Origin of the sequence: Streptomyces sp. NPDC018031 (assembly GCF_044327625.1) — a bacterium.
Taxonomy (GTDB): domain Bacteria; phylum Actinomycetota; class Actinomycetes; order Streptomycetales; family Streptomycetaceae; genus Streptomyces.
In genome coordinates this window covers 1,088,937-1,108,647 of record NZ_JBIRFT010000001.1, presented here as the reverse complement: position 1 = coordinate 1,108,647, position 19,711 = coordinate 1,088,937, and the positions used below count along the sequence as shown (strand labels likewise).

The window sequence follows — 19,711 nt, the reverse complement described above, 5'->3', positions numbered from 1 at the left end:
GGGGCCCGGGGGTCGGCCCGAGGCGGCCGGCGGGCCGGGGCCGGCCGAGGCGCACCCCGTCACCCCCCGGCCGGGGCCGTCCGGCCGGCGCCGGGCTCAGCGTGGTGCCGGGCGCGTCCGGTCGAGGTGGCGGGCGAGGGTCCTGGCGATGCGCTGGGCGTCGATGGCCAGTTCCCGCAGGGTGCCGCTGACCGGGTTGGTGAACCCGGTGAAGTGCAGGCCCGGCGCGGAGCCGACGGTGCGCGGACCGTGGGCCAGCGGGCGCCCCCGCTCGTCGAGCACCCCCAGGTGCCCGACGAGCCGGTCCAGCGCGGACCGGTAGCCGGTCGCCGCGATCACGGCATCCGGGCAGACCCGGGAACCGTCGGCCAGCACCACCTTCTCCCCGTCCAGGGACTCCACCGCCGGGACGATCTCCACGCGGCCCGCCCGCACGGCGGCCAGCAGCCCGGTGTCCTGCACCGGGAGCGCGCCCTCCAGGGCCCGGGTGTACAGACCGGTCCGGGGGCGGGGCAGTCCGTGCCCGGACAGGTCCGGCACGGTCACCCTGGTGACGGTCCGGGCCGCCCGGTCCACCGCGCGCCGCGGCAGCCGGCGGGCGAGGACGCCGGCGCGCTGGGCGGAGCAGCCGGCCGTGGACCGGCGCACGATGTGCGGCACGGTGCGCACCGCCAGCCGCACCCGGGCGGCACCGCCCCGGGCGAGTTCCACGGCGATCTCGGTTCCGGTGCTGCCGGCGCCGACGACCAGGACGTCCCGGTCCCGGTAGTGCTCGGGGTTGCGGTAGTGGGCGGCGTGCAGCAGTTCACCGGTGAAGCCGTCGCCGCCGGGCCAGTCCGGCAGCCGCGGGGTGTGGTTGAAGCCGGTGGCCACGACCACGGCGGGGGCGGTGAGCCGGCGGCCGCCGGTGGCGTGCAGCAGCCATCCGGTGCCGTCCTCCGGGCGTTCCACCCGCGACACCTCCACCCCGGTGACGACGTCCAGCTCGTGGTGGTCGGCGTACCGCTCGAGATAGCGGACCAGGTCGTCGCGGCCGACCCAGCGTCCGCAGGACCGCGGGATCGACAGCCCGGGGAGGGCGGAGAGCCGGCGCGTGGTGTGCAGCCGCAGCTGGTCGTAGCGCCCCCGCCAGGAGGCGCCGACGGCGTCGGAGCGTTCCAGGACCACGGTGCGTATGCCGCGTTCGCCCAGCGCCGCCGCGGTGGCGAGCCCGCCCGGTCCGCCGCCGACGACGTAGACGGGAGGCGCGGTGTGGGGGTGCGATTTGTCGGCCATGTGGGTGAGCGTAGCGGGGTGATTGACGGGTATCGGTCAAAAGGATTCCGAATCGGTTGCGGATGCGTCACGGTCCCGGCCCTCTTGCGGCGGCGCCGGAAGTCGTGCACCGGGCCGGCGGCCCGGGCCCGGGCGCCCCGGGACCGCCGCCCGGTACGGCGGCCGGGCGCACCCGCCGCGGGGGAGCGGCACCCGGCCCCGGCCGCCGCGGGACCGCACGTCACCGGGTCGTCCGACCGCCCGCGCCGGTACCCGGACGGCCGACCCCCTGATCACCGTTCCGGCGCCCGCGCCGTGTTGAATGCCGGTAGGGGTGGGGTGACGAAGGAGACGGGGATGCTGAAACCGGTCGATCTGCAGATGTACGGTCTCCTGCTCCGTCCCTGGGGCGAGGGGGACCTGGACGCGATCCGCCGGGGGCTGTCCGATCCCGAGTTCCGGCGCTGGAACACCATCAACGTGCCGACCCCGGACGAGGCCGGGGCCCGTGACTTCCTGCAGACCCGCACCGCCGGGTGGCAGTGCGGTGACATGGCCTCCTTCGCCATCACCGACCACCGCGGCGCGGGCGGCGGTGGCAGCCGCCGGGGCGCCGTGCTGGGCCACATCAACGTCGGCATGATCGACTTCGACACCCACCGCAGCGCCCGGGTGGGCTACTGGGTGCTGCCCGAGGCGCGCGGCCGCGGGGTGGCGACCCGGGCGCTGGACGCCATGACCCGGTGGGCGTTCCGGGACCTCGGCCTGTACCGCCTGGAGCTGGGCCACGCCATCGGCAACGACGCCTCGTGCGCGGTCGCCGAGCGCTGCCACTACCGCCACGAGGGGGATCTGCGCGGCGCGATGTTCGACATCACCGGCACCCCGCGCGACATCCATGTGCACGGCCGGCTGGCGGTCGACCCCACGCCCCGGCTGTCCCCGGTGGCCCCGCCCCGCGGCTGAGTCCCCGGCGGCTCAGGGCCAGAGCAGTTCGCGCCGCCAGAGCCCGGTGCCGCCCGCCGCGCCGCCTCCACCGCTGCCGCCGCCTGCGCCGCCTGTGCCGCCGGCGCCGTCCGATGCGGTCGCCGGTCCCGCCGTGCCGCCCGCACCGACCGGGCCCATCGCGTCCGCCGGGCCCGCCGCGTCCGCCGGGCCCGCCGCGTCCGCCGGGCCCGCCGCGCCGCCGGCCCGCTCGCGGAGGTAGCGCAACCGCAGATGGCGCCGGTCCCGCTCGCCCTGGTAGAACTCCACCTCCTCCGGCTCCAGCACGTAGAGCGTCCAGCCGGGCGCCGTGGCACCGGGCTCCCGTGCCACCCGCTCCCGGGCTGCCTCGGCGGCCCGTACCAGCTCCTGGTAGGAGTCGAGCACCTCGCTCTGCCGCCCCACCAGGGCGGCCGCCAGCGCGGCGGGGGAGCGGCCGCGCAGGTCCGCCGCGCTCTCCGCCGGAGTGGCCGCCGTGACCGGGCCGCCGACCCGCACCTGCCGCCCGGTGGCCGGCCAGTAGAAGCCGAGCGCGGCATACGGGCGGTGCGCCAGTTCCCGCCCCTTGCGGCTGGTGCGGTGGGTGCCGAAGTGCCAGCCGCGGGCGTCGGCGTCGTGCAGCATCACCGTGCGCACCGAGGGACGTCCCGACGCGTCGGCGGTGGCCAGGGACATGGTGTGCGGCTCCGGTTCCCCGGCGCGGGCCGCGTCGCGCAGCCACTGCCGGAACAGCGGCAGCGGCTCGGCGGGGGCAGTGGCCGGGTCGAACGGCGGCGACTCGCCGCCGCCGGCCCGCAGCGAGCGCAGCAGCTCGCGGAAGGAACGGTCCTCCTGCTCGTCCCCGGGGCCACCGCGGGCCCGGGAGCGGACCGGCGGCGGGTGTTCGCCGGCCGGGGGAGAAGAAGGTGGGGGTGATGGCTCGCCGCCGGTCATCGGCTTCCTCGGTGTGCTCCGTCGATCGCTTCCGTCCCGGTGCGTACCCGTGCCCACCGGCGCGTACCCGTGCCCGCCGGGGTATCCGTGCCACCGGCGCGTACCCGTACCCACCGGACCGGACCGGACCCGGTGTCCCGGCGGCCCCGGGTGACACGGCCCCCGGGCCGCCTCACCCCGGGGTGGGCCCGGGCGAGGCGGCCCCCGGACCCACCCCCGGGTGACAGGCCCCCGTATGACAGGACGTGGGCGGGATCGGGGTGGGGTGGGGTGGGGCGGGGGGGCAGAATCGCCGTGGGGTGGTGCGGGGCCGCTGCCGGCCGTCGGGCGGGAGCCGCCCCGAGGCGAGGGTCCGGGGGCGTCCCCCGGGTGGTGCGCCGGGTGCCGTTCCGGCCGCGGGTTCCGCGGTCCGCGCGGCGGCCATGCGGCCATGGGCCGCGGGCGTGGAGCGGTGGGCGGGCCTTCGACAGGCGGCGCCGTTCCGGGCCGACCGGTCCCGCCGCCCGGCCACCCGGCCCGCTACGGGCCGGCGTCCCGGGCGTTCGCTCCGGTGCCGGTTACTTCGTCGGCTTCCGTCCGGTGATGCCCAGATGCACGATCCACGCGAGACTCGGTCTGAGCTCGGCCTGCTTGACGCCCCAGGTCTGGAACCCCTTCTGGTGCGAGGCGACCGCGGCCAGCATCGCCACCAGCGATCCGGAGACCGCCGCGGGGCTGACCTCCTTATCGATCTTGCCCTTGGCCTGGAGCTCCTTCACGGAGTCGGTCAGCGAGTTGGTCACGGCGTTGAGGACCTTCATGCGGATCTTGTAGAACCGCTTGTCGCCCTCGGCCGCGCCCAGGTCGATGACGCGCAGGATCGCGTCGTTCTTGCGCCAGAAGGCGAGGAACCCGTCGACCAGGTCCTCGGCGGTCTGGTAGCCGGACTTGCCGGCCCAGGACCGTTCGGAGACCAGGTCGGTGAGGGCCGCGCCCTCCTTGGCCATCTCTTCCGCGATCTCCAGCACGGCCCCTTCGACATCGGGGAAGTACTGGTAGAAGGTCGCGGGCGAGGTGCCGGCCTTGCGCGCGACATCGATGACCTTGACATCTCGGTACGGGGAAGTGCTGAGCATCTCGCCGAGGCAGTCGAGCAGCTTCTGCCGCGTCGCCTGCCCGCGACGCCCGGCAACCCGGCCGTCGACGGTTCGTACTTGTCCTGTCATGCCGTCAGCTTACCGAGGGGTGATCGGAGCGCTATTCGACTGCGTGCAAATGGGTTTGAGGCCGAGGAGAGGTGGTGGCGACGCCCGTGAGCAGGCAGTTTCCGTCCGCTTCCGGAGGGTGCGCGGAGGCTGTTCGAACGGGCCCGGAGGAGGGGTGGCGCGCCCCCGGGCCGCCGCCCGGAATCGAACAGCGAGGGGCCCGGCGGTCGCGGAGGGGCGGGGGCGGAGTCGCCGCCGGGGCGGGCCGGGACGGAGCTTCCGGCGCGCCCGGAGCCGGGTCGTCCGAGCCTCCCGGGCGGCGCCCCCCGCGGTGGCCCCGGCGGGCTTCCGGGCGGCCCCGCCGGGCAGGTGAATCCTGTTATCAACAGGCTGTGGACAACTTCGGTGGACAATCGCACACCCGCCGTGACCCGTGACCCTCCGTGCCCGGCGGTCGCGCTGTGCGGGGGCGGGATCCGGGGCGCACCGCTAGCGTGGCGGGCAGGAACATCCTCGCCCACGGGAGGAGCGGCCCATGTCCGCAGCCGAAGGCGGCGCGCCGTCGTTCGCGGAAGGGGTGCCCTGCTGGGTGGACGCCACGCTCCCCGACGTCGAGGCGGGCAAACGCTTCTACGGTGAGCTGTTCGGCTGGACCTTCGGTGCGGGCGACGCCGCCTACGGCTTCTACGCGCAGGCGTTCCACGACGGCAGGAACGTCGCCGCCCTCGCGCCCAAGCCCGACGGCCGGATGCCCACGGTGTGGAACGTCTACTTCGCGACCCCGGACGCCGTGGCGACCGCCGCCCGGCTCCGCGGGGCCGGCGGGCAGGTGATCGTCGCCCCGATGGCGGTCGGCGACTTCGGGACCCTGGCCACCGCCGCCGATCCGGGCGGGGCCGTGTTCGGCCTCTGGCAGCCGGGCACCCACCACGGCTTCGAGGAACAGGGTGAGCCCGGCTCCTATGTCTGGGCCGAGGTGTACACCCGGGAGAAGGAGGCGGTGGACGCCTTCTACGGCGAGGTGTTCGGCTACCGGTCGCAGGACGCCGAGGTGCCCGGCCTGGACTACGCCCTGTGGTCGCCGGCCGGGAAGCCCGCCGGGCCCGGGACCGCGGTCTGCGGGCGTGCGGTGCTGGACGAGACCTTCCCGGCCGAGTTGCCGTCCCACTTCCTGGTCTACTTCGCGGTCGCGGACTGTGACGAGGCGGTCGCCACGGTGCGCCGGCTGGGCGGGCGGGCGGCGACCGGGCCACAAGACACGCCGTACGGCCGATTCGCGATTGTTGTCGACAATCAGGGCGCGAACTTCGCCGTTCTCGACACGGCAATGGCCGCATAGGGCACCAGAACCGTACATAACGCAGAGGGGTGCACTCCCCGACGTATCAGTCAATGACACGACGAATTGGCCCCGGGTTCGCAACCGCCGTCTTCGGCAGAGACAATGCAGCTTGCGTGCCGCCGGTTGGTTTGTCGGTGAGACGCTGCACCGGGCTGTTAATTTCGAGCCCTACGGGGAGGTGGCAGGCAAGTGGTGGAGCAGCTGACGCAGCACGACCCGAGGCGGATCGGCCCGTTCGAGGTGCTCGGCCGGCTCGGTGCGGGCGGCATGGGGCTGGTCTATCTCGCGCGCTCGGCGTCCGGCCGACGGGTGGCGATCAAGACCGTCCGGACCGAACTCGCCGAGGACCAGCTGTTCCGGGTCCGCTTCACCCGTGAGGTCGAGGCGGCCCGCGCGGTCAGCGGCTTCTACACCGCCGCCGTCGTGGACGCCGATCCCCGCGCCCCCGTCCCGTGGCTGGCCACCGCCTACGTCCCGGCGCCCTCCCTCGAGGAGATAGTCAACGAGTGCGGACCGCTGCCGGCCCAGGCGGTGCGCTGGCTCGCCGCCGGCGTCGCCGAGGCGCTCCAGTCCATCCACGGCGCGAACCTGGTCCACCGCGACCTGAAGCCGTCCAACGTCCTGGTCGTCGAGGACGGCCCGCGGGTGATCGACTTCGGTATCGCCTCCGGGGTCTCCAGCACCCGGCTGACCATGACCAACGTGGCCGTCGGCACCCCCGCGTACATGTCGCCCGAGCAGGCCCGCGACTCGCGCAGCGTGACCGGCGCCAGTGACATCTTCTCGCTCGGCTCCACCTTGACCTTCGCGGCCACCGGACACGCCCCGTACCACGGCGCCAACCCGGTGGAGACCGTGTTCATGCTGCTGCGGGAGGGCCCGGACCTGTCCGGGCTGCCCGAGGAACTGCGGCCGCTGATCGAGTCCTGCATGCAGATGGAGGCCGACCGGCGGCCGAGCCCGGCCGACCTCCAGGCCCAGCTGGCACCGCACCTGTTCGCCTCCGGCGGCGACGACAGCGGCACCGCCTCCGCGTGGCTGCCGACCAGCGCGGTCGCCATGATCGAGAGCCGCCGCGGCGGCCGGCCCGCCGCGGCCGCCGGACCCTCCGTCGCGCAGCCGCTGGGCGGGCCGGGCGGCGGACGCCCGGCCCCGGCGCAGCCCTCGGAGGCCCGGCCCGGCTACCCGCCGCGGCCACCGGCGGCGCGCCCCGCCCCGGGAACCGGACGCGGCGGCCGCACCGGGCCCCCGGTCCCCGCCGGCGGCACCGGCTGGGAGCCCTCCGCCACCGGCGATCCGCGCGGCGGCCTGCGCACACCCGAGGCGGCGAGCCCGGCGAGCCAGGTCAGCTCGGCCGGCCCGCCGGGACGGCACGCGGCACAGCCCCCGGCCCCGCACGGCTCGGCACCGCTGCCCGCGACCGCCCCGCCGGCCGCCGACGGACCGGTGCGGCTGACCGGCTCCCAGGTGCCGATCGGCCCCGGACCGCGGGCCGCGGACACCCACGACGCGCCGGCGCGGCACGACGCGTCGCCGGGCACCCACTGGGTGCGCCCGCCGGAGGGCGTCCCCGCCCCGCCGCTGGCCTCCGTCCCCCCGCAGCCGACCGCCCCGGCGCCGGACGCGCCGCCGCCCGCCGAACCGCCCGGCCCGGCCCGCTGGCGCCCGTGGCGGTTCCGGATGTCCAACGACGTGTGGGGCACCCCGGCGGTCGCCGGCGACCTGCTGTACGTGACCTCCTTCGAGGTGCACGCGCTCGACGTGGCCACCGGCCGCCGCCAGTTCAAGACCCGGGACGTGGCCTGGGCGATGGCGGTCGCCGACGGCCGGATCCACGCCTCGGACGGCCCCACCCTGTACGCGCTGGACGCGGCGGACGGCGGGGAGCGCTGGCGGCTGTCGATGGACGGCTGGGTGTACTCCCTCAAAGTCGACCGGGGCACGGTCGTCACCGGTACCCGCGGCGGCGGGGTGCAGGCGTGGGAGGCGGGCAACGGCGAGCTGCTGTGGGAGCTGCACGGCGCGCAGACCGACTTCGAGACCCCCGAGTCCGGGCCGGTCGTCCAGGACGGCACGGTGTACGTGTGGTCCGACGCCCGGCTGCGGGCGCTGGAGGCGCGCACCGGCGCCGAGCGCTGGTCGTACCCGGTCGGCGACGCGGCCTCCTGCGGCGGCGTACCGATCCGGCTGCTGCCGGCCCCGGACGGGGTGGTGTACGTGGCGGCGGGCACCCGGGTGCTCGCCATCGACATCGCGCGCGGCGAGGTGCGCTGGCGCTTCGAGGCGCCCGCGGTGTTCCTGTGCGCCCCCGCGTACCAGCCGGGTCCCGCGGTGACCGGCGGCGGCGTCTACATCGCCGACTACCTGGGCACGGTGTACGCGATCGACGCGAGCACCGGACGGGACCGCTGGCGGATCGCGACCGAGTCGCGGCAGGCGATCGACCCGGTGCTGATCGCCGACGGCTCGGTGCACCTGGGCAGCGGCAGCGCGCTGTACACCCTGGACGCGGTCACCGGCACGCCCAAGTGGCGCTTCGCGGCGGGCGGCGAGGTCATCGGGTCGCCGGTCGTCGCCGAGGGCCGGGTGCACTTCGGTTCGGCCGACCACTGCCTGTACACGGTGGACGCCGCGGGCGGGCAGCTGCGCTGGAAGCTGGCCACCGGCGGGGAGATCACCGGCTCGCCGGTGGTCTCCGGGGGTGTGGTGTACGCGTGCAGCAAGGACCGGTGCGTCTACGCGCTGGACGCGGTGAAGGGCACCGGGCAGTCCCGGCAGCCGCGCCAGTGAGCCGGCCGCTCCGGGGAATTCCGTACCGGGCGGAACCGCGCGGCGCCGAGTGGTCGTCTCAAGGCTGCACGGGGCACGAGTCCGCCGCCGAAGGCGGGAAGGACCGTCCCGTCCGGCCGCCGGACAGGTGACTTGGGGGTAGCAACCCCCGTTGCTAGGGTGGCGTGCACGCGTCAACTGAGGTTCAGTTGGCCGGTTCTTGCCTGGACAACGGGGGTAAATTCATGCAACGCCGCCATCAGCGGGTGCTCGCCGCTGCCGTCATCGGGATGCTGGCCGTCACCGGATTGACCGGTTGCGGGGGCAAGAAGCGCGGCGGAGGCGGCGGCTTCGGCGGCGGCGACGGCGGGTTCAGCGCCGGGGCCGGCGCCGACTCGCCCACCGACCTGCCGAGCGGCATCCCGACCGACCTCCCGACCGACCTGCCCTCGGGACTCCCGACGGACCTGCCGTCCGGCTACCCCACGAGCACCCCCGGCTACGACGACTACGACCCCACGCCGTCCTACACGACGTCCGCGCCGCCCACCTACAACCCGGACGCGACCGCCGAGGCCACCACCAGCAACTGCGCCTACGGCGAGTCCGACGGCATGCTCAAGTACGACGTCACCGTCTCCAACACCGACTCGACCCGGAGCTTCCGCTACACCCTCAACGTCGAGTGGACCAAGAAGGACGACGGCAGCTACATGGGGTCGGACACCCAGTACGTCACGGTGCTGCCGGGCTCGTCCCAGACCATCACGGCCAAGGCCATCCACCGGCTCGACACCTACACGTACTTCACCTGCACCCTGAAGTCGGCGACCAAGTCGCCGGTCAGCTGACGTCCCGGCCGGCCCGGCCGGGAAGCGGTGACCGCTCCGGGCGGCCCCGCGGCCGGCCGGTGCCCGGCCCCCCGCCGCCCGGCGGCTCCAGCAGCCAGCACGGCACCGTGACCCCGCCGGCCGTCACCCGGAAGACGACGCGGACCGGCGCCCCGACGCACAGCCCCACCGGGTCCGGCGGGCCCGCCGGGTCCGGCGCGGCGCCCGCGGCGGGCACCAGATCGCCCGCCAGCCGGACGCCCGGGGTGTCCGGCAGCTCCACCAGGACCAGATGGACCGGGTGGACCAGATGGCGGGGACCGGGCGCGGCGTCCCCGGTCACCGGCGGCGGATGTGCCACGACGTACGACCAGATCCGGCCACGCCCGGAGGTGCGGCGCCAATGGCTGCGGAAGGACTGGCAGGACGGGCAGCACGGCCCGGGCGGGAAGCGGGACGCGCCGCAGCCGGAGCACCGCTGGATCCGCAGTTCGCCGCGCGCCGAGTAGGCCCAGAACGGCGCCGCGTCCTCGTCCGGCACCCCCGGCGGCGCACCGCCCGGCGCGGGGCCGGGAGCCGCGGGCCCCGCGACCGGGACCCCGGCGGGCAGCGGGCCCGCACCGCGGCCCCACCCGGCCCCGGGACCGCGGCCGCGCCCCGCCCCGGGGCCGGGACGGGCGGTGGGCACCCGCGCCATACCGGGGGAGGGCGTGGGCCGGGGGGTGCGTCCGGTGTCCGGCATCGGTCAACTCCTCAGCAGCAGAGCCGAAGTGGGAACCCCCTCGCCCGCGGTGACCAGGCAGGTGGCGGCCCCCGGCACCTGTGCGGTGCTGGTGCCGCGGAGCTGCCGGACGCCCTCGGCGACGAGGTTGAAGCCGTGCAGATACGCCTCGCCGAGACCACCGCCCGCGGTGTTGAGCGGCAGCCGCCCGCCGTTCTCCAGCGCGCCGCCCTCGGTGAAGGCCGCCCCCTCGCCGCGCCCGCAGAAGCCGTACCCCTCCAGGGACAGCGGGACCAGCGGGGTGAAGGCGTCGTCGATCTGTGCCACGGCCACGTCCTGCGGGCCGAAGTCGGCGGTGTCCCACAACCGGCGGGCGGCGGCCCAGGCCGGACCGGTCAGCGGATCGACGGCGCCCGGCCGGTGGTGCGGGGCCGGCAGGCCCTGGGCGGCGGCGTGCACGTACACCGGCCGCCGCCGGCAGTCCCGGGCCCGGCGCGCGGAGACCACCACGCAGGCCACCGCCCCCTCGGCCGCCGGACAGGTGTCGAAGAGGCAGAGCGGCTCGCTGATCCAGCGGGCCGTCAGATACGCCTCGCGGGTCAGCGGCCGGCCGTACAGCAGCGCGGCCGGATTCCGGTTGGCGTGGTTGCGGCAGGCGAGCGCCACCCGGAAGAGGTGCTCACGGGTGGCGCCGTACTCGTGCATGTAGCGACGGGCGAGCAGACCCATCTCGTCGACCGGGCGCAGCGGCCCGCACGGCCCGGTCCACCGGTCGGCCACCGGGGCGTCGCCGCCGCGGTCCGGCCGGGGGAGGGGCCCGCCGCCCTGCTTGCGGGACCGGTAGGCCACCCCCACGCTCGCCCGGCCGGTGACGATCGCGCCGGCCAGCTGGGCGACGGCGGTACAGCAGCCCCCGCCGCCGCGCGGTACCCGACCGGCGAAGGTGATCTCGCCCGAGCCGATCGACCGGGCGACCTCGGCCTCGTCGGCCTCCTCCGCCCCCTGCGAGACGAACGCGTCCACCTCGTGCGGGGCGATCCCCGCGTCGTCCAGAGCGGCCAGGACGGCGTGGCAGGCCAGGGCCCGCCCGCTGTCCGGCAGCCGCCCGGCGAACGCGGTCCGGCCGATCCCCGCTATCGCCGTGGCGTCCTTGAACGTCGCCGGACTCGCGCCCATCGCCCACCTCCGAGGCCCCGCCGGTGCCGACAGCGGGGAAGGCTACCGCCGAACTGACGCAGCGTCAGTACCCTTGGCAGGCCGCACCCTCACGAGCCGGCGGCGTGCGCGCGGCGCACCGCCCCGGCGCGGACCAGCTGCCTCATCCGCTCCGCGAACCCGTCCACCTCGCCGCACCAGACGGCCAGATGGTCGGCACCGGCCGCGGCGAAGGCGGCGATCTCCTCGGCGACCTCGGTGGCCGGGCGGTCGTCCCCCCACTGGATCCGGGTGCCGGCCGCGACCGGCCGGTCGGTGAGCGCCCGCAGCCGGTCGCGGTGCTCGGTGAACGACTCGGGGGACAGGGCCACGCCCTGCCACCAGTCCCCGAGCTGCGCGGCGCGGCGCAGCGCGGGCCCGGAGTTGCCGCCGATCAGGAAGGGCACCGGCCGGTCGGGCACCGGCTGGAACACCGCCCGCTCGTCGAAGGAGTGGAACTCGCCGGTGTACGGACCGCCGCCGGTGGTGTGCATCCGGCGGATGAGCCGCAGCGCCTCGGTGGCCCGCCGGCCCCGCCCGGCGAAGTCGGCGTTCGCCGCGTCGAACTCGTAGGACTCCCAGCCGGTGCCCACGCCGAGGACGAACCGGTCGCCGCTGAGCCGGGCCAGCGTGGCGGACTGCTTGGCCAGCAGCAGCGGGTCGCGCAGCGGCAGCACCAGCACCGAGGTGCCCAGGCGCACCCGCTCGGTGACGGCCGCCAGATGGGCCAGCGTGATCAGCGGTTCAAGGACCCCGCCGTACTGCTCCGGCCCGTAGGGACCCGGCGGCAGCAGGTGGTCGGGCAGCCACACCCCGTCGAACCCGAGGTCCTCGGCCTCCCGCGCCAGTCCGGCCAGTTGGGCCGCGGACATCGTCGGCGACTCGTCGGGGAGGACGATGTGCAGTTCCATGGCGGGATCCCCCGTACTCTTCGCGCGCCCGGCCGGTCCGGGGCCCGACCGCCTTTGTAGACCCTGGCATCGGTGGGAAGGTCAAGGGCCGGGCCGGTCTCGCTGCGAATGCGAACGGGGGGCCGGGTTTCCTCCCCCGGCCCCCCGCCCGCCCGGGGCGCACCTCGTCAGGAGACGTGGTGGTCGTCCGGGGTGACGGCGTGGCCGGGCGAGCCCGCGTGCCCGTCGGTGGGGGTGTAAATCAGCCCGGCGTGGGCGTCCTGCGGCGCGTCCGCAGGGGTAACGCTGACGTGATGGTCGGCCATCGCGGGCACCGCGGTACCGGCGGCCACGGCAGCGGTGAACGCGAGTGTGGCCAGGACCTTCTTGGGGCGAGTCATTCCAACTCCTCCATGGGGAGCAAACATTGGGTTTGCTAAGCGAAACCATCATCATGGTATGGCAGAGAACGTTCGGCCGCTTCGGCTTGGCGATATTCGAAGTCCCGTACGAGAAAAGGCTTTCTGTCCCCGTGTCACAGGGACCGGCTGCGGTGGCTCCCCCTCCTCGCCACCGTCGCCGGTCCCCGGATATCCCCCGTGTTCCCCCGTGGGCCCTGTTCCCCCGTTCCCCCGTCGGGCCCTTTCCCCCGTTGCTCACCAGGGCGTGCTCCCCCGTTCCCGGTGAGGTGTCTCCCCCGTTTCCCCGTGGGGCGTTCTTCCCCCGTGCTCCCCCGTGGGGCGTATGCGGCGCCGGCCGCCTACGGCTTGGTGCTGCCGGCGTGGCTGTCCTCCGGAGTGGGATCTCCGGACGGGTCCGCCTTGGCGTTCAGCGGCTTGGCGGCCGCGCCGCCCGCGTGGCTGTCCATGGTGGTCACGCCGATGCTGCCGGCGTGGCTGTCCATGGTGGTGATGTCACCCGCGTCCGCCGTGGTGCCGGTCGGCGCGACGGGCCGGGGCCCGCCCGCGTGGCTGTCCATGGTGGCCACGTCGACGCTGCCGGCGTGGCTGTCCATGGGCTTGACGTCGCCCGCGCCCTGGTCGCCGTCCAGCGGCCGGTAGGCGTCGGTCTTGGGCTTCTGGTCCTGGGTCATCCGGATCACTTCCTCGTACTCCTGGTGTGGGGCGCAGACCCGGCCGGCGGCTCCCCCGAGGACCGCCGGACGGGCTGCGTTTCAGGGCCACTCACCGTGACGGGGTGGACCTGGCATTCGACCCGTCTGCCCCCCGCGGGGACGGATCGTCTGACTTAAGAATGGCGGGCGGGGATAAACGATTGATGAACGCTTCTCAGGGGTTCTGCTACACCGCTCGCCGGAATCTGTTACAGAGCCCGGCGGGGCCCGGTCCGGGCCGGAGCCGCGCGGGAGGCGCGGGAGGCGCGGGAAACAGGGAGACGAGAGAGACAAGAGGGGAACGGGCGGGCACGACGCCGGCCCGGACCGTCACACGGTGGCGGCCCGGGCCAGCAGCAGGCCGACCTCTTCCGCCTCGGCGGCGCCCAGCCGCTGGTGGATGGTGAGCGCCTCGTGCCAGCAGGCGCGGGCCCGGTCCGGCTGGCCGATGGTGTCCAGCGACTTGCCCAGCACCGTCAGGACGATGCCGCGGCGCCACTCGCCGTCGACGAAACGCAGGGCCAGCGCCTGTTCGGCGTGTGTGGCGGCCTCGGCCGGCCGGCCCGCGGCCAGGTGCACCTCGGCCAGCCGGGCGTGCGTGGAGCCCTCCCACAGCCGCTGCCGGTTGTCCCGGAACAGGGCCAGCGCCTCGGTCAGCTGGACCAGCGCGTCCGCGTGCCGGCCGGCGAAGTGCAGCGCCAGCCCCAGGGCGAACCGGCCGTTGGCCACCCGCATGGCGAGCCCCAGGCTCTGGTAGATCTCGGTGCCTTCGGCGGCCAGCCGGATCGCGCTGTCGTGCCGCCCGGTGGCCGCGTGGGTCCGCGAGGTGTTGCACAGCACGCTGGCGATGCCGGGCAGGTTGTCGTCGGCCCGGAAGGCCTCCAGCGCCTGCGCCAGGTACTCCTCGGCGTCGGCGTACCGCTTCTGGTACAGCGCGATGATGCCGCGCTCGTTCGGCGCCTCACAGGCCGGCACCGGGTCCTCGGCGGCCAGCGCCAGCAGCATGGCGCGCCGGGCCTCCTCGTCCGCCTGCTCGAACCGGGAAGCCATCATGTGGACATGGGTCAGCCGCATCCGGGCGCGGCCCTCGGCCCGGGCGTCGTCGGCCGCGTGCGCCGCGTCCCGTACCGCGACGGCCGCGAGCTCGTACTGGCGTGAGTTGGCGCCGGACTCGCCCAGGTCCCGCGAGGTGAGCAGCAGGTCGACGGCGCGGCGCAGGGTCGGGCCGGAGGCGTGCTGCACGACACAGGCCAGTACGCAGTTGGCCTCGGCGAACAGCCAGTCCAGCGACTCCCTGCGGTTCGCGAACGCCAGCCCCGGGTAGCTGGTCGGCTCCAGATGGTCCACCAGCCGGTCGCCGGGCCGCTCCAGCGAGAACACCCGGGCGGTGCTGGCCAGGTAGAAGTCCAGCAGCCGGGACATCGCGGCGGCCCGCTCGGCCGGCGGCTGCTCGTCGCGCTCGGCGCAGGCGCGGGCGAACAGCCGCACCAGGTCGTGGTAGCGGTACCGGCCGGGCGCCGCCGACTCCAGCAGGCTGGTGTCGACCAGCGACTCCAGCAGCTCCTCGGCGTCGACCGGGTCCATGTCGAGGACGGCGGCCGCCGCGTGCAGGGAGATGTCGGGGCCGTCGGCGAGGCCGAGCAGCCGGAAGGCGCGGGCCTGCTGGGGTTCCAGCTGGCCGTAGCCGAGTTCGAAGGTGGCCTTGACGGCGAGGTCGCCGGCGCGCAGTTCGTCGAGCCGGCGGCGCTCGTCGGCGAGCTTGCGGGCCAGCACCGAGACCGACCAGGTGCGGCGGGCGGCCAGCCGGGAGGCGGCGATCCGGATGGCCAGCGGCAGGAAACCGCAGGCGGCCACCACGTCCATGGCCGCGTCGCGCTCCGCCGCGACCCGCTCCGCGCCCACGATCCGGGTGAAGAGCACCAGCGCTTCCTCGGGGCTCATCACGTCCAGGTCGATCAGGTGCGCGCTCTCCAGGTCCACCATGCGGTTCCGGCTGGTGACCAGGGTGGCGCAGCCCTCGGTGCCGGGCAGCAGCGGGCGCACCTGGGCGGCGTCGCGGGCGTTGTCCAGCAGCGCCAGCACCCGGCGGCCGTCGAGCAGCGAGCGGTACAGCGCGGCCCGCTCCTCGACCCCGTCCGGGATGGCGTTGTCCGCGGTGCCCAGGGCGCGCAGGAAGGAGCCCAGCACCGCCTCCGGCTCCGCGGCCGCCGGGCCGGCGCCCTGCAGGTCGACGTAGAGCTGGCCGTCCGGGAAGTGGTGGCGGGCGGCGTGCGCCACGTGCACCGCCAGCGTCGTCTTGCCCACCCCGCCGATGCCCGCCACCGCGGACACCGCCATGACGCTGCCCTCGGCGGTGGCGAGCTGGGCACTCAGCTCCTCCACGATGGTGCCGCGCCCGGTGAAGTCGGCCACCGTGGCGGGCAGCTGGGCCGGGCGCACGAAGCCCGCGCCGGAGCTGTGCTGCTCCGCGGCGGGCCCGGCGGGCGCGGCGAGGTCGGCATCCGCCTGAAGGATGCGCTGCTGGAGCTCGGACAGCTCGGGGCAGGGGTCCACCCCGAGTTCGTCGGCGAGCAGCCGGCGGGTGTCGGCGTAGACGGCGAGCGCCTCGGCCTGCCGTCCGCTGCGGTACAGGGCGAGCATCAGCAGCTCACGGAGGCGCTCCCGGAGCGGGTGGGCCGCGGTGAGCGCGGTCAGCTCGGAGACCGCCTCGGCATGGTGGCCCAGCTCCAGGTCCAGGTCGAGCCGGGTCTCCAGGAGGGACAGGTGCCACTCCTCCAGCCGGGCGCGCTGGGCCTCCGCGTACGGGCCGGAGAGCCCGGCGAGCGGTTCGCCGTCCCACAGCGCCAGCGCCTCGTTCAGCAGGTCACGGGCGCGCTCCCGGTCTCCGGAGTGGCGGGCCTTCTCCGCCTCGGCCGCCAGCTGCTCCGCCACGTCGGTGTCGAGGGCGCCCAGGCCGGTGCGGATCGCGTACCCGCCGGACTCGCTGACCAGGTCGTCCGCGGCGGTCCCGAAGACCTTCCGCAGCCGCGAGGCGTAGGTGCGCAGCGCGGCGACCGCGGCCTGCGGCGGCTCCTCGCCCCACAGTCCGTCCACCAGCTCGGGCGCGGTCGCGGTGCGCCCGCCGCGCAGCAGGAGGGCGGCGAGCAACGCGCGTTGCTGCGGCGAGCCCAGGCCGAGTGACTCCTCACCACGCCAGGCACGGACCGGTCCGAGCACGGCGAAGCGCAGTCGCAGCCCGTGACCCACATCGCCGGTCATGTATCCCCCTGCCTGAGCCTGCCAGTCGCACCGGTCAGTTTGCCTTGTCCGGGCCCTGTGCGTCAGTAGGGGCCTGCCCTCTGCACAAGGCCTGCCAGAGTTGTCCGAACTCACACAGCTGGCGGCTCGTCAGGTTTATGCAGGCTTATCAGTTCTGTGCCTTTTATCAAGCGCAGTAAGGGGTGTTGGTCGTCGCTGCCGTCGCCGCCGGACGCCGGCTCGCGACCGGCGGCGGAGGGCGGCGCGGCCAGCAGCTTGCGTACCTCCGCGTACTCCGCCGACCCCAGTCGCTGGTGGATGGCGAGGGCTTCGTGCCAGCATGCGCGGGCCCTGTCGGTCTGCCCGATGGCGTCCAGCGCCCGGCCCAGGACGGTGAGAATGGTGCCGCGCCGCCACGCGCCGCCCAGTCCGCCCAGCACCAGGGACCGTTCGGCGTGCTCGGCGGCGCGCGCCGGGCGCCCGGCGACCAGGTGCGTTTCGGCCAACCGGAAGTGCGTCACGCCCTCCCAGCGCTGCTGCCGGCAGGCCCGGAAGATGTCCAGCGCCTCGGTGAGCTGGGTGACCGCCTCGTCCGCGCGGCCCACCCGGGTCAGCGCGATGCCCAGCGCGTACATCCCGTTGGCGAGCCGCAGCGAACCGCCCAGCCGGCGGTAGATGGCCAGCGACTGCTCGGCCAGCTCCACCCCCGCCTGGGTCCGGCCCAGGTTGAGCTTGGCCCGGGCGAGGTTGGACAGCGCGCTCGCCTCACCCGCCTCGTCGCCCATGGCACGGAAGGCCCCCAGAGCCTGGGCGAAGTGCTCCTCGGCGTCGCTGTGGCGCCCCTGGTACACGGCGATGATGCCGAGCTGGCTGAGCGGGCGGGACGCGAGCGCCGGGTCCCCGACCAGCCGGCCCAGCTCGATGGCGCGCCCCAGCTCCCGGCGCGCCTCGTCGAACCGGCCGTTGAACACGCACACCACACCCAGCGTGGAGCGGGCCCGGCCCTCCGCCCGGGCGTCCCCGGCGGCGTGCGCCGCCTCGCTGATCTCGCGCGCCGCGCTCTCGTACGGCAGCAGCTTCGCCCCCGACTCGGCGAGGTCGAGCGCCACCAGCAGCAGGTCGGCGGCCCGGCCCAGCAGACCGTCGGTGACCCCCCGGCGGGCGCAGCTGATCAGGCAGTCGCCCTCCACGAAGAGCCAGTTCACCGCCTCCGTGGGGGTGCCGAAGGCGCGGGCCGGCCACCGGGTGGCGGCCAGGTGCTCGACGGTACGGTCCCCGGGCCGCTCCAGGGCGTAGACCTGGGCGGCGGTGGCGAGGTAGAAGTCGAGCAGCCGGGACGCCGCGGCCTCCCGCTGCGCGGGGGGCTCGTCGAGTTCGGCGCAGGCGCGGGCGTAGAGCCGCACCAGGTCGTGGAACCGGTACCGGCCGGGCACCGCGGACTCCAGCAGCGAGCTGCCCACCAGCGAGTCCAGCAGCGACTCGGCGGCGGTCCGGTCCAGGCCGAGCACGGCGGCCGCGGCCTCCAGCGAGATGTCGGGGCCGTCGGCGAGGCCGAGCAGCCGGAAGGCGCGGGCCTGCTGGGGTTCCAGCTGGCCGTAGCCGAGTTCGAAGGTGGCCTTGACGGCGAGGTCGCCGGCGCGCAGTTCGTCGAGCCGGCGGCGCTCGTCGGCGAGCTTGCGGGCCAGCACCGAGACCGACCAGGTGCGGCGGGCGGCCAGCCGGGAGGCGGCGATCCGGATGGCCAGCGGCAGGAAACCGCAGGCCCCCACGGTGTCCATGGTCTCGGCGCGCTCCAGCATCGCCCGCTCCTCGCCGACGATCTGCGCGAACAGCCCGAACGCCTCGTCCGGCCGGAGCACGTCCAGGTCCACGAGGTGGGCGCCGTCCAGATCGGCCATGCGGTTCCGGCTGGTGGCCAGCACCGCGCAGCCGGGGGAGCCGGGCAGTAACGGGCGGATCTGCGCGGCGTCCCGGGCGTTGTCCAGCAGTACCAGGACCCGCCGGCGGCCGAGGGTGGCCCGGTACAGCGCGGAGCGCTCGGCCGGCCCGTCGGGTATCTCGGTGTCGGGCACGCCGAGCGCCCGCAGGAAAAAGCTGAGCACGGTCTGCGGGTCGGCCGGCGAGCTGCCGGTGCCGCGCAGATCGGCATAGAGCTGCCCGTCCGGGAAGTCCTGGCGGGCGGCGTGCGCCACGTGCACCGCCAGCGCCGTCTTCCCGATGCCACCGGTCCCGGCCACGGCCACCACGGCGCAGCTCCGCTCCCGGGCGGTGGCCAGCTGCCCGCGCAACTCGGTGACGGCGGTGCCGCGCCCGGTGAAGTCGGCGACACCGGCGGGGAGCTGGGCCGGGCGGACCGGCGCGGCACCCTGGCCCGGGCGGGCCGTGCCGGAGCCGGTGGGGACCGCGAGCCGGGCGTCGGACTGCTGGATGCGCTGCTGGAGCTCGGTGAGCGCGGGCCGCGGCTCGGTGCCGAGTTCGTCGGCGAGCAGCCGGCGGGTGTCGGCGTAGACGGCGAGCGCCTCGGCCTGCCGTCCGCTGCGGTACAGGGCGAGCATCAGCAGCTCGCGCAGCCGCTCCCGGAACGGATGGGCGACGGTCAGGGCGGTCAGCTCGGAGAGCGCCTCGGCGTGCTCGCCCCGCTCCAGGGCGAGTTCGAAGCGGGCCTCGACGAGGGGAAGATGGCCCTCCCCGTGGAGGGGTTCGTCCCCGTCCGGCCAGGCCCCGTCCTGTCCGAGCACCGTCGATCGCGGCGGCAGCCCAAATCCCTGCCCGTCGTCCTGGGCCATGGTTTCCCCCTGCGCATGCTGTCTCGCTGCGCTGGCCAGTCTGCCCTGTACCTGCCCTCGGCGTCATCCAACCGGCTGGACAACATCCGCGCTGGTTATCCATCGGTTGCCGGGGGTCACCGCCGCGTCTGCGCCGTGTGGTGGCGGCATTCCGAAGAGTGACCGGCGGTGCCGCCGGCGCCGCGATCTCCGGGCCCGCTGGCCGGTGCCCGTCGCGGGCTTCCAGCGCGGCCTTCGGCGAGCGGGCGCGGCCGGGGACGGGGCCCGCGGCCGGAGCGGGACTCGCGGTGGACGGCTGCCGTCCGCCGTCCGGCCCGGCGCCCCGTCCGCCGTCCTGCCCGACGGGGCACCGGGGTGCCAGGCGGGACGGCGCGCCGCGGAGTCGGCGGCGGAGCCGTTCCGGGCGGTGGCCGTGGTGGGGGCGGGAATCGTCGTGGAGCCGTTCCGAGTGGTGGCCGCGGCGGGGTCGGGGG

The 19,711-nt window shown here is 75.4% G+C and carries 13 protein-coding genes and 1 pseudogene; 4 read left to right on the top strand and 10 right to left on the bottom strand.

The window, feature by feature from the left end:
- Positions 1–96: 96 nt before the first annotated feature.
- Entirely contained in the window at positions 97–1,275 is a 1,179-nt protein-coding gene (locus ACH4B3_RS04630; RefSeq protein WP_398461231.1) for a flavin-containing monooxygenase, read from the bottom strand.
- Between the two features lie 336 nt (positions 1,276–1,611).
- On the opposite strand from ACH4B3_RS04630, the gene ACH4B3_RS04625 reads away from it, so the two are divergent.
- Entirely contained in the window at positions 1,612–2,220 is a 609-nt protein-coding gene (locus ACH4B3_RS04625) for a GNAT family N-acetyltransferase (RefSeq protein ID WP_398461230.1), read from the top strand.
- Between the two features lie 219 nt (positions 2,221–2,439).
- Here the strand turns inward: ACH4B3_RS04625 and ACH4B3_RS04620 are convergent.
- Positions 2,440–3,171 (bottom strand): annotated as a pseudogene (locus ACH4B3_RS04620) (pyridoxal 5'-phosphate synthase); the annotation flags it as partial.
- 557 nt (positions 3,172–3,728) lie between these two features.
- Complete coding sequence (locus ACH4B3_RS04615) at positions 3,729–4,376, bottom strand: TetR family transcriptional regulator (protein ID WP_398461229.1); 648 nt, start codon at positions 4,374–4,376, stop codon at positions 3,729–3,731.
- 514 nt (positions 4,377–4,890) lie between these two features.
- On the opposite strand from ACH4B3_RS04615, the gene ACH4B3_RS04610 reads away from it, so the two are divergent.
- From ACH4B3_RS04610 to ACH4B3_RS04600, 3 genes are all read left to right on the top strand, one after another.
- A complete protein-coding gene (locus tag ACH4B3_RS04610) occupies positions 4,891–5,694 on the top strand; it encodes a VOC family protein (protein ID WP_398461228.1) in 804 nt (267 codons plus the stop codon).
- Positions 5,695–5,886: 192 nt separating this feature from the next.
- The gene (locus ACH4B3_RS04605) at positions 5,887–8,487 is read left to right on the top strand and encodes a PQQ-binding-like beta-propeller repeat protein (RefSeq protein WP_398461227.1); all 2,601 of its coding nucleotides are present in this window, start codon (positions 5,887–5,889) and stop codon (positions 8,485–8,487) included.
- A 224-nt stretch (positions 8,488–8,711) separates the two neighbouring features.
- Entirely contained in the window at positions 8,712–9,317 is a 606-nt protein-coding gene (locus ACH4B3_RS04600; RefSeq protein ID WP_398461226.1) for a hypothetical protein, read from the top strand.
- On the opposite strand, the gene ACH4B3_RS04595 is transcribed toward ACH4B3_RS04600, so the two are convergent.
- From ACH4B3_RS04595 to ACH4B3_RS04565, 7 genes are all read right to left on the bottom strand, one after another.
- On the bottom strand, positions 9,310–9,837 hold the full coding sequence (locus ACH4B3_RS04595) for a Zn-ribbon domain-containing OB-fold protein (protein WP_398461225.1): 528 nt from the start codon (positions 9,835–9,837) through the stop codon (positions 9,310–9,312). The two genes, ACH4B3_RS04600 and ACH4B3_RS04595, sit on opposite strands and share 8 nt — an antisense overlap.
- A 204-nt stretch (positions 9,838–10,041) precedes the next feature.
- Positions 10,042–11,193, bottom strand: a complete 1,152-nt coding sequence (locus ACH4B3_RS04590; protein WP_398461224.1) for a thiolase C-terminal domain-containing protein — start codon at positions 11,191–11,193, stop codon at positions 10,042–10,044.
- Between the two features lie 89 nt (positions 11,194–11,282).
- Complete coding sequence (locus tag ACH4B3_RS04585; protein WP_398461223.1) at positions 11,283–12,122, bottom strand: TIGR03619 family F420-dependent LLM class oxidoreductase; 840 nt, start codon at positions 12,120–12,122, stop codon at positions 11,283–11,285.
- Between the two features lie 167 nt (positions 12,123–12,289).
- Positions 12,290–12,502: a hypothetical protein gene (locus tag ACH4B3_RS04580; protein WP_398461222.1), complete on the bottom strand. Its 213-nt coding sequence runs from the start codon at positions 12,500–12,502 to the stop codon at positions 12,290–12,292.
- A gap of 359 nt (positions 12,503–12,861) precedes the next feature.
- Complete coding sequence (locus ACH4B3_RS04575) at positions 12,862–13,194, bottom strand: hypothetical protein (protein WP_398461221.1); 333 nt, start codon at positions 13,192–13,194, stop codon at positions 12,862–12,864.
- Between the two features lie 351 nt (positions 13,195–13,545).
- Entirely contained in the window at positions 13,546–16,473 is a 2,928-nt protein-coding gene (locus tag ACH4B3_RS04570; protein WP_398461220.1) for a BTAD domain-containing putative transcriptional regulator, read from the bottom strand.
- A gap of 110 nt (positions 16,474–16,583) precedes the next feature.
- Positions 16,584–19,238, bottom strand: coding sequence for an ATP-binding protein (locus tag ACH4B3_RS04565; RefSeq protein WP_398461219.1), 2,655 nt, complete (start codon positions 19,236–19,238; stop codon positions 16,584–16,586).
- Positions 19,239–19,711: the final 473 nt, after the last annotated feature.

Coding starts and splice junctions, on each gene's coding strand:
- ACH4B3_RS04630 (WP_398461231.1), bottom strand. CDS start 1,275: ATGGCCGACAAATCGCACCCCCACACCGCGCCTCCCGTCTACGTCGTC.
- ACH4B3_RS04625 (WP_398461230.1), top strand. CDS start 1,612: ATGCTGAAACCGGTCGATCTGCAGATGTACGGTCTCCTGCTCCGTCCC.
- ACH4B3_RS04615 (WP_398461229.1), bottom strand. CDS start 4,376: ATGACAGGACAAGTACGAACCGTCGACGGCCGGGTTGCCGGGCGTCGC.
- ACH4B3_RS04610 (WP_398461228.1), top strand. CDS start 4,891: ATGTCCGCAGCCGAAGGCGGCGCGCCGTCGTTCGCGGAAGGGGTGCCC.
- ACH4B3_RS04600 (WP_398461226.1), top strand. CDS start 8,712: ATGCAACGCCGCCATCAGCGGGTGCTCGCCGCTGCCGTCATCGGGATG.
- ACH4B3_RS04590 (WP_398461224.1), bottom strand. CDS start 11,193: ATGGGCGCGAGTCCGGCGACGTTCAAGGACGCCACGGCGATAGCGGGG.
- ACH4B3_RS04585 (WP_398461223.1), bottom strand. CDS start 12,122: ATGGAACTGCACATCGTCCTCCCCGACGAGTCGCCGACGATGTCCGCG.
- ACH4B3_RS04580 (WP_398461222.1), bottom strand. CDS start 12,502: ATGACTCGCCCCAAGAAGGTCCTGGCCACACTCGCGTTCACCGCTGCC.
- ACH4B3_RS04575 (WP_398461221.1), bottom strand. CDS start 13,194: ATGACCCAGGACCAGAAGCCCAAGACCGACGCCTACCGGCCGCTGGAC.
- ACH4B3_RS04570 (WP_398461220.1), bottom strand. CDS start 16,473: ATGACCGGCGATGTGGGTCACGGGCTGCGACTGCGCTTCGCCGTGCTC.
- ACH4B3_RS04565 (WP_398461219.1), bottom strand. CDS start 19,238: ATGGCCCAGGACGACGGGCAGGGATTTGGGCTGCCGCCGCGATCGACG.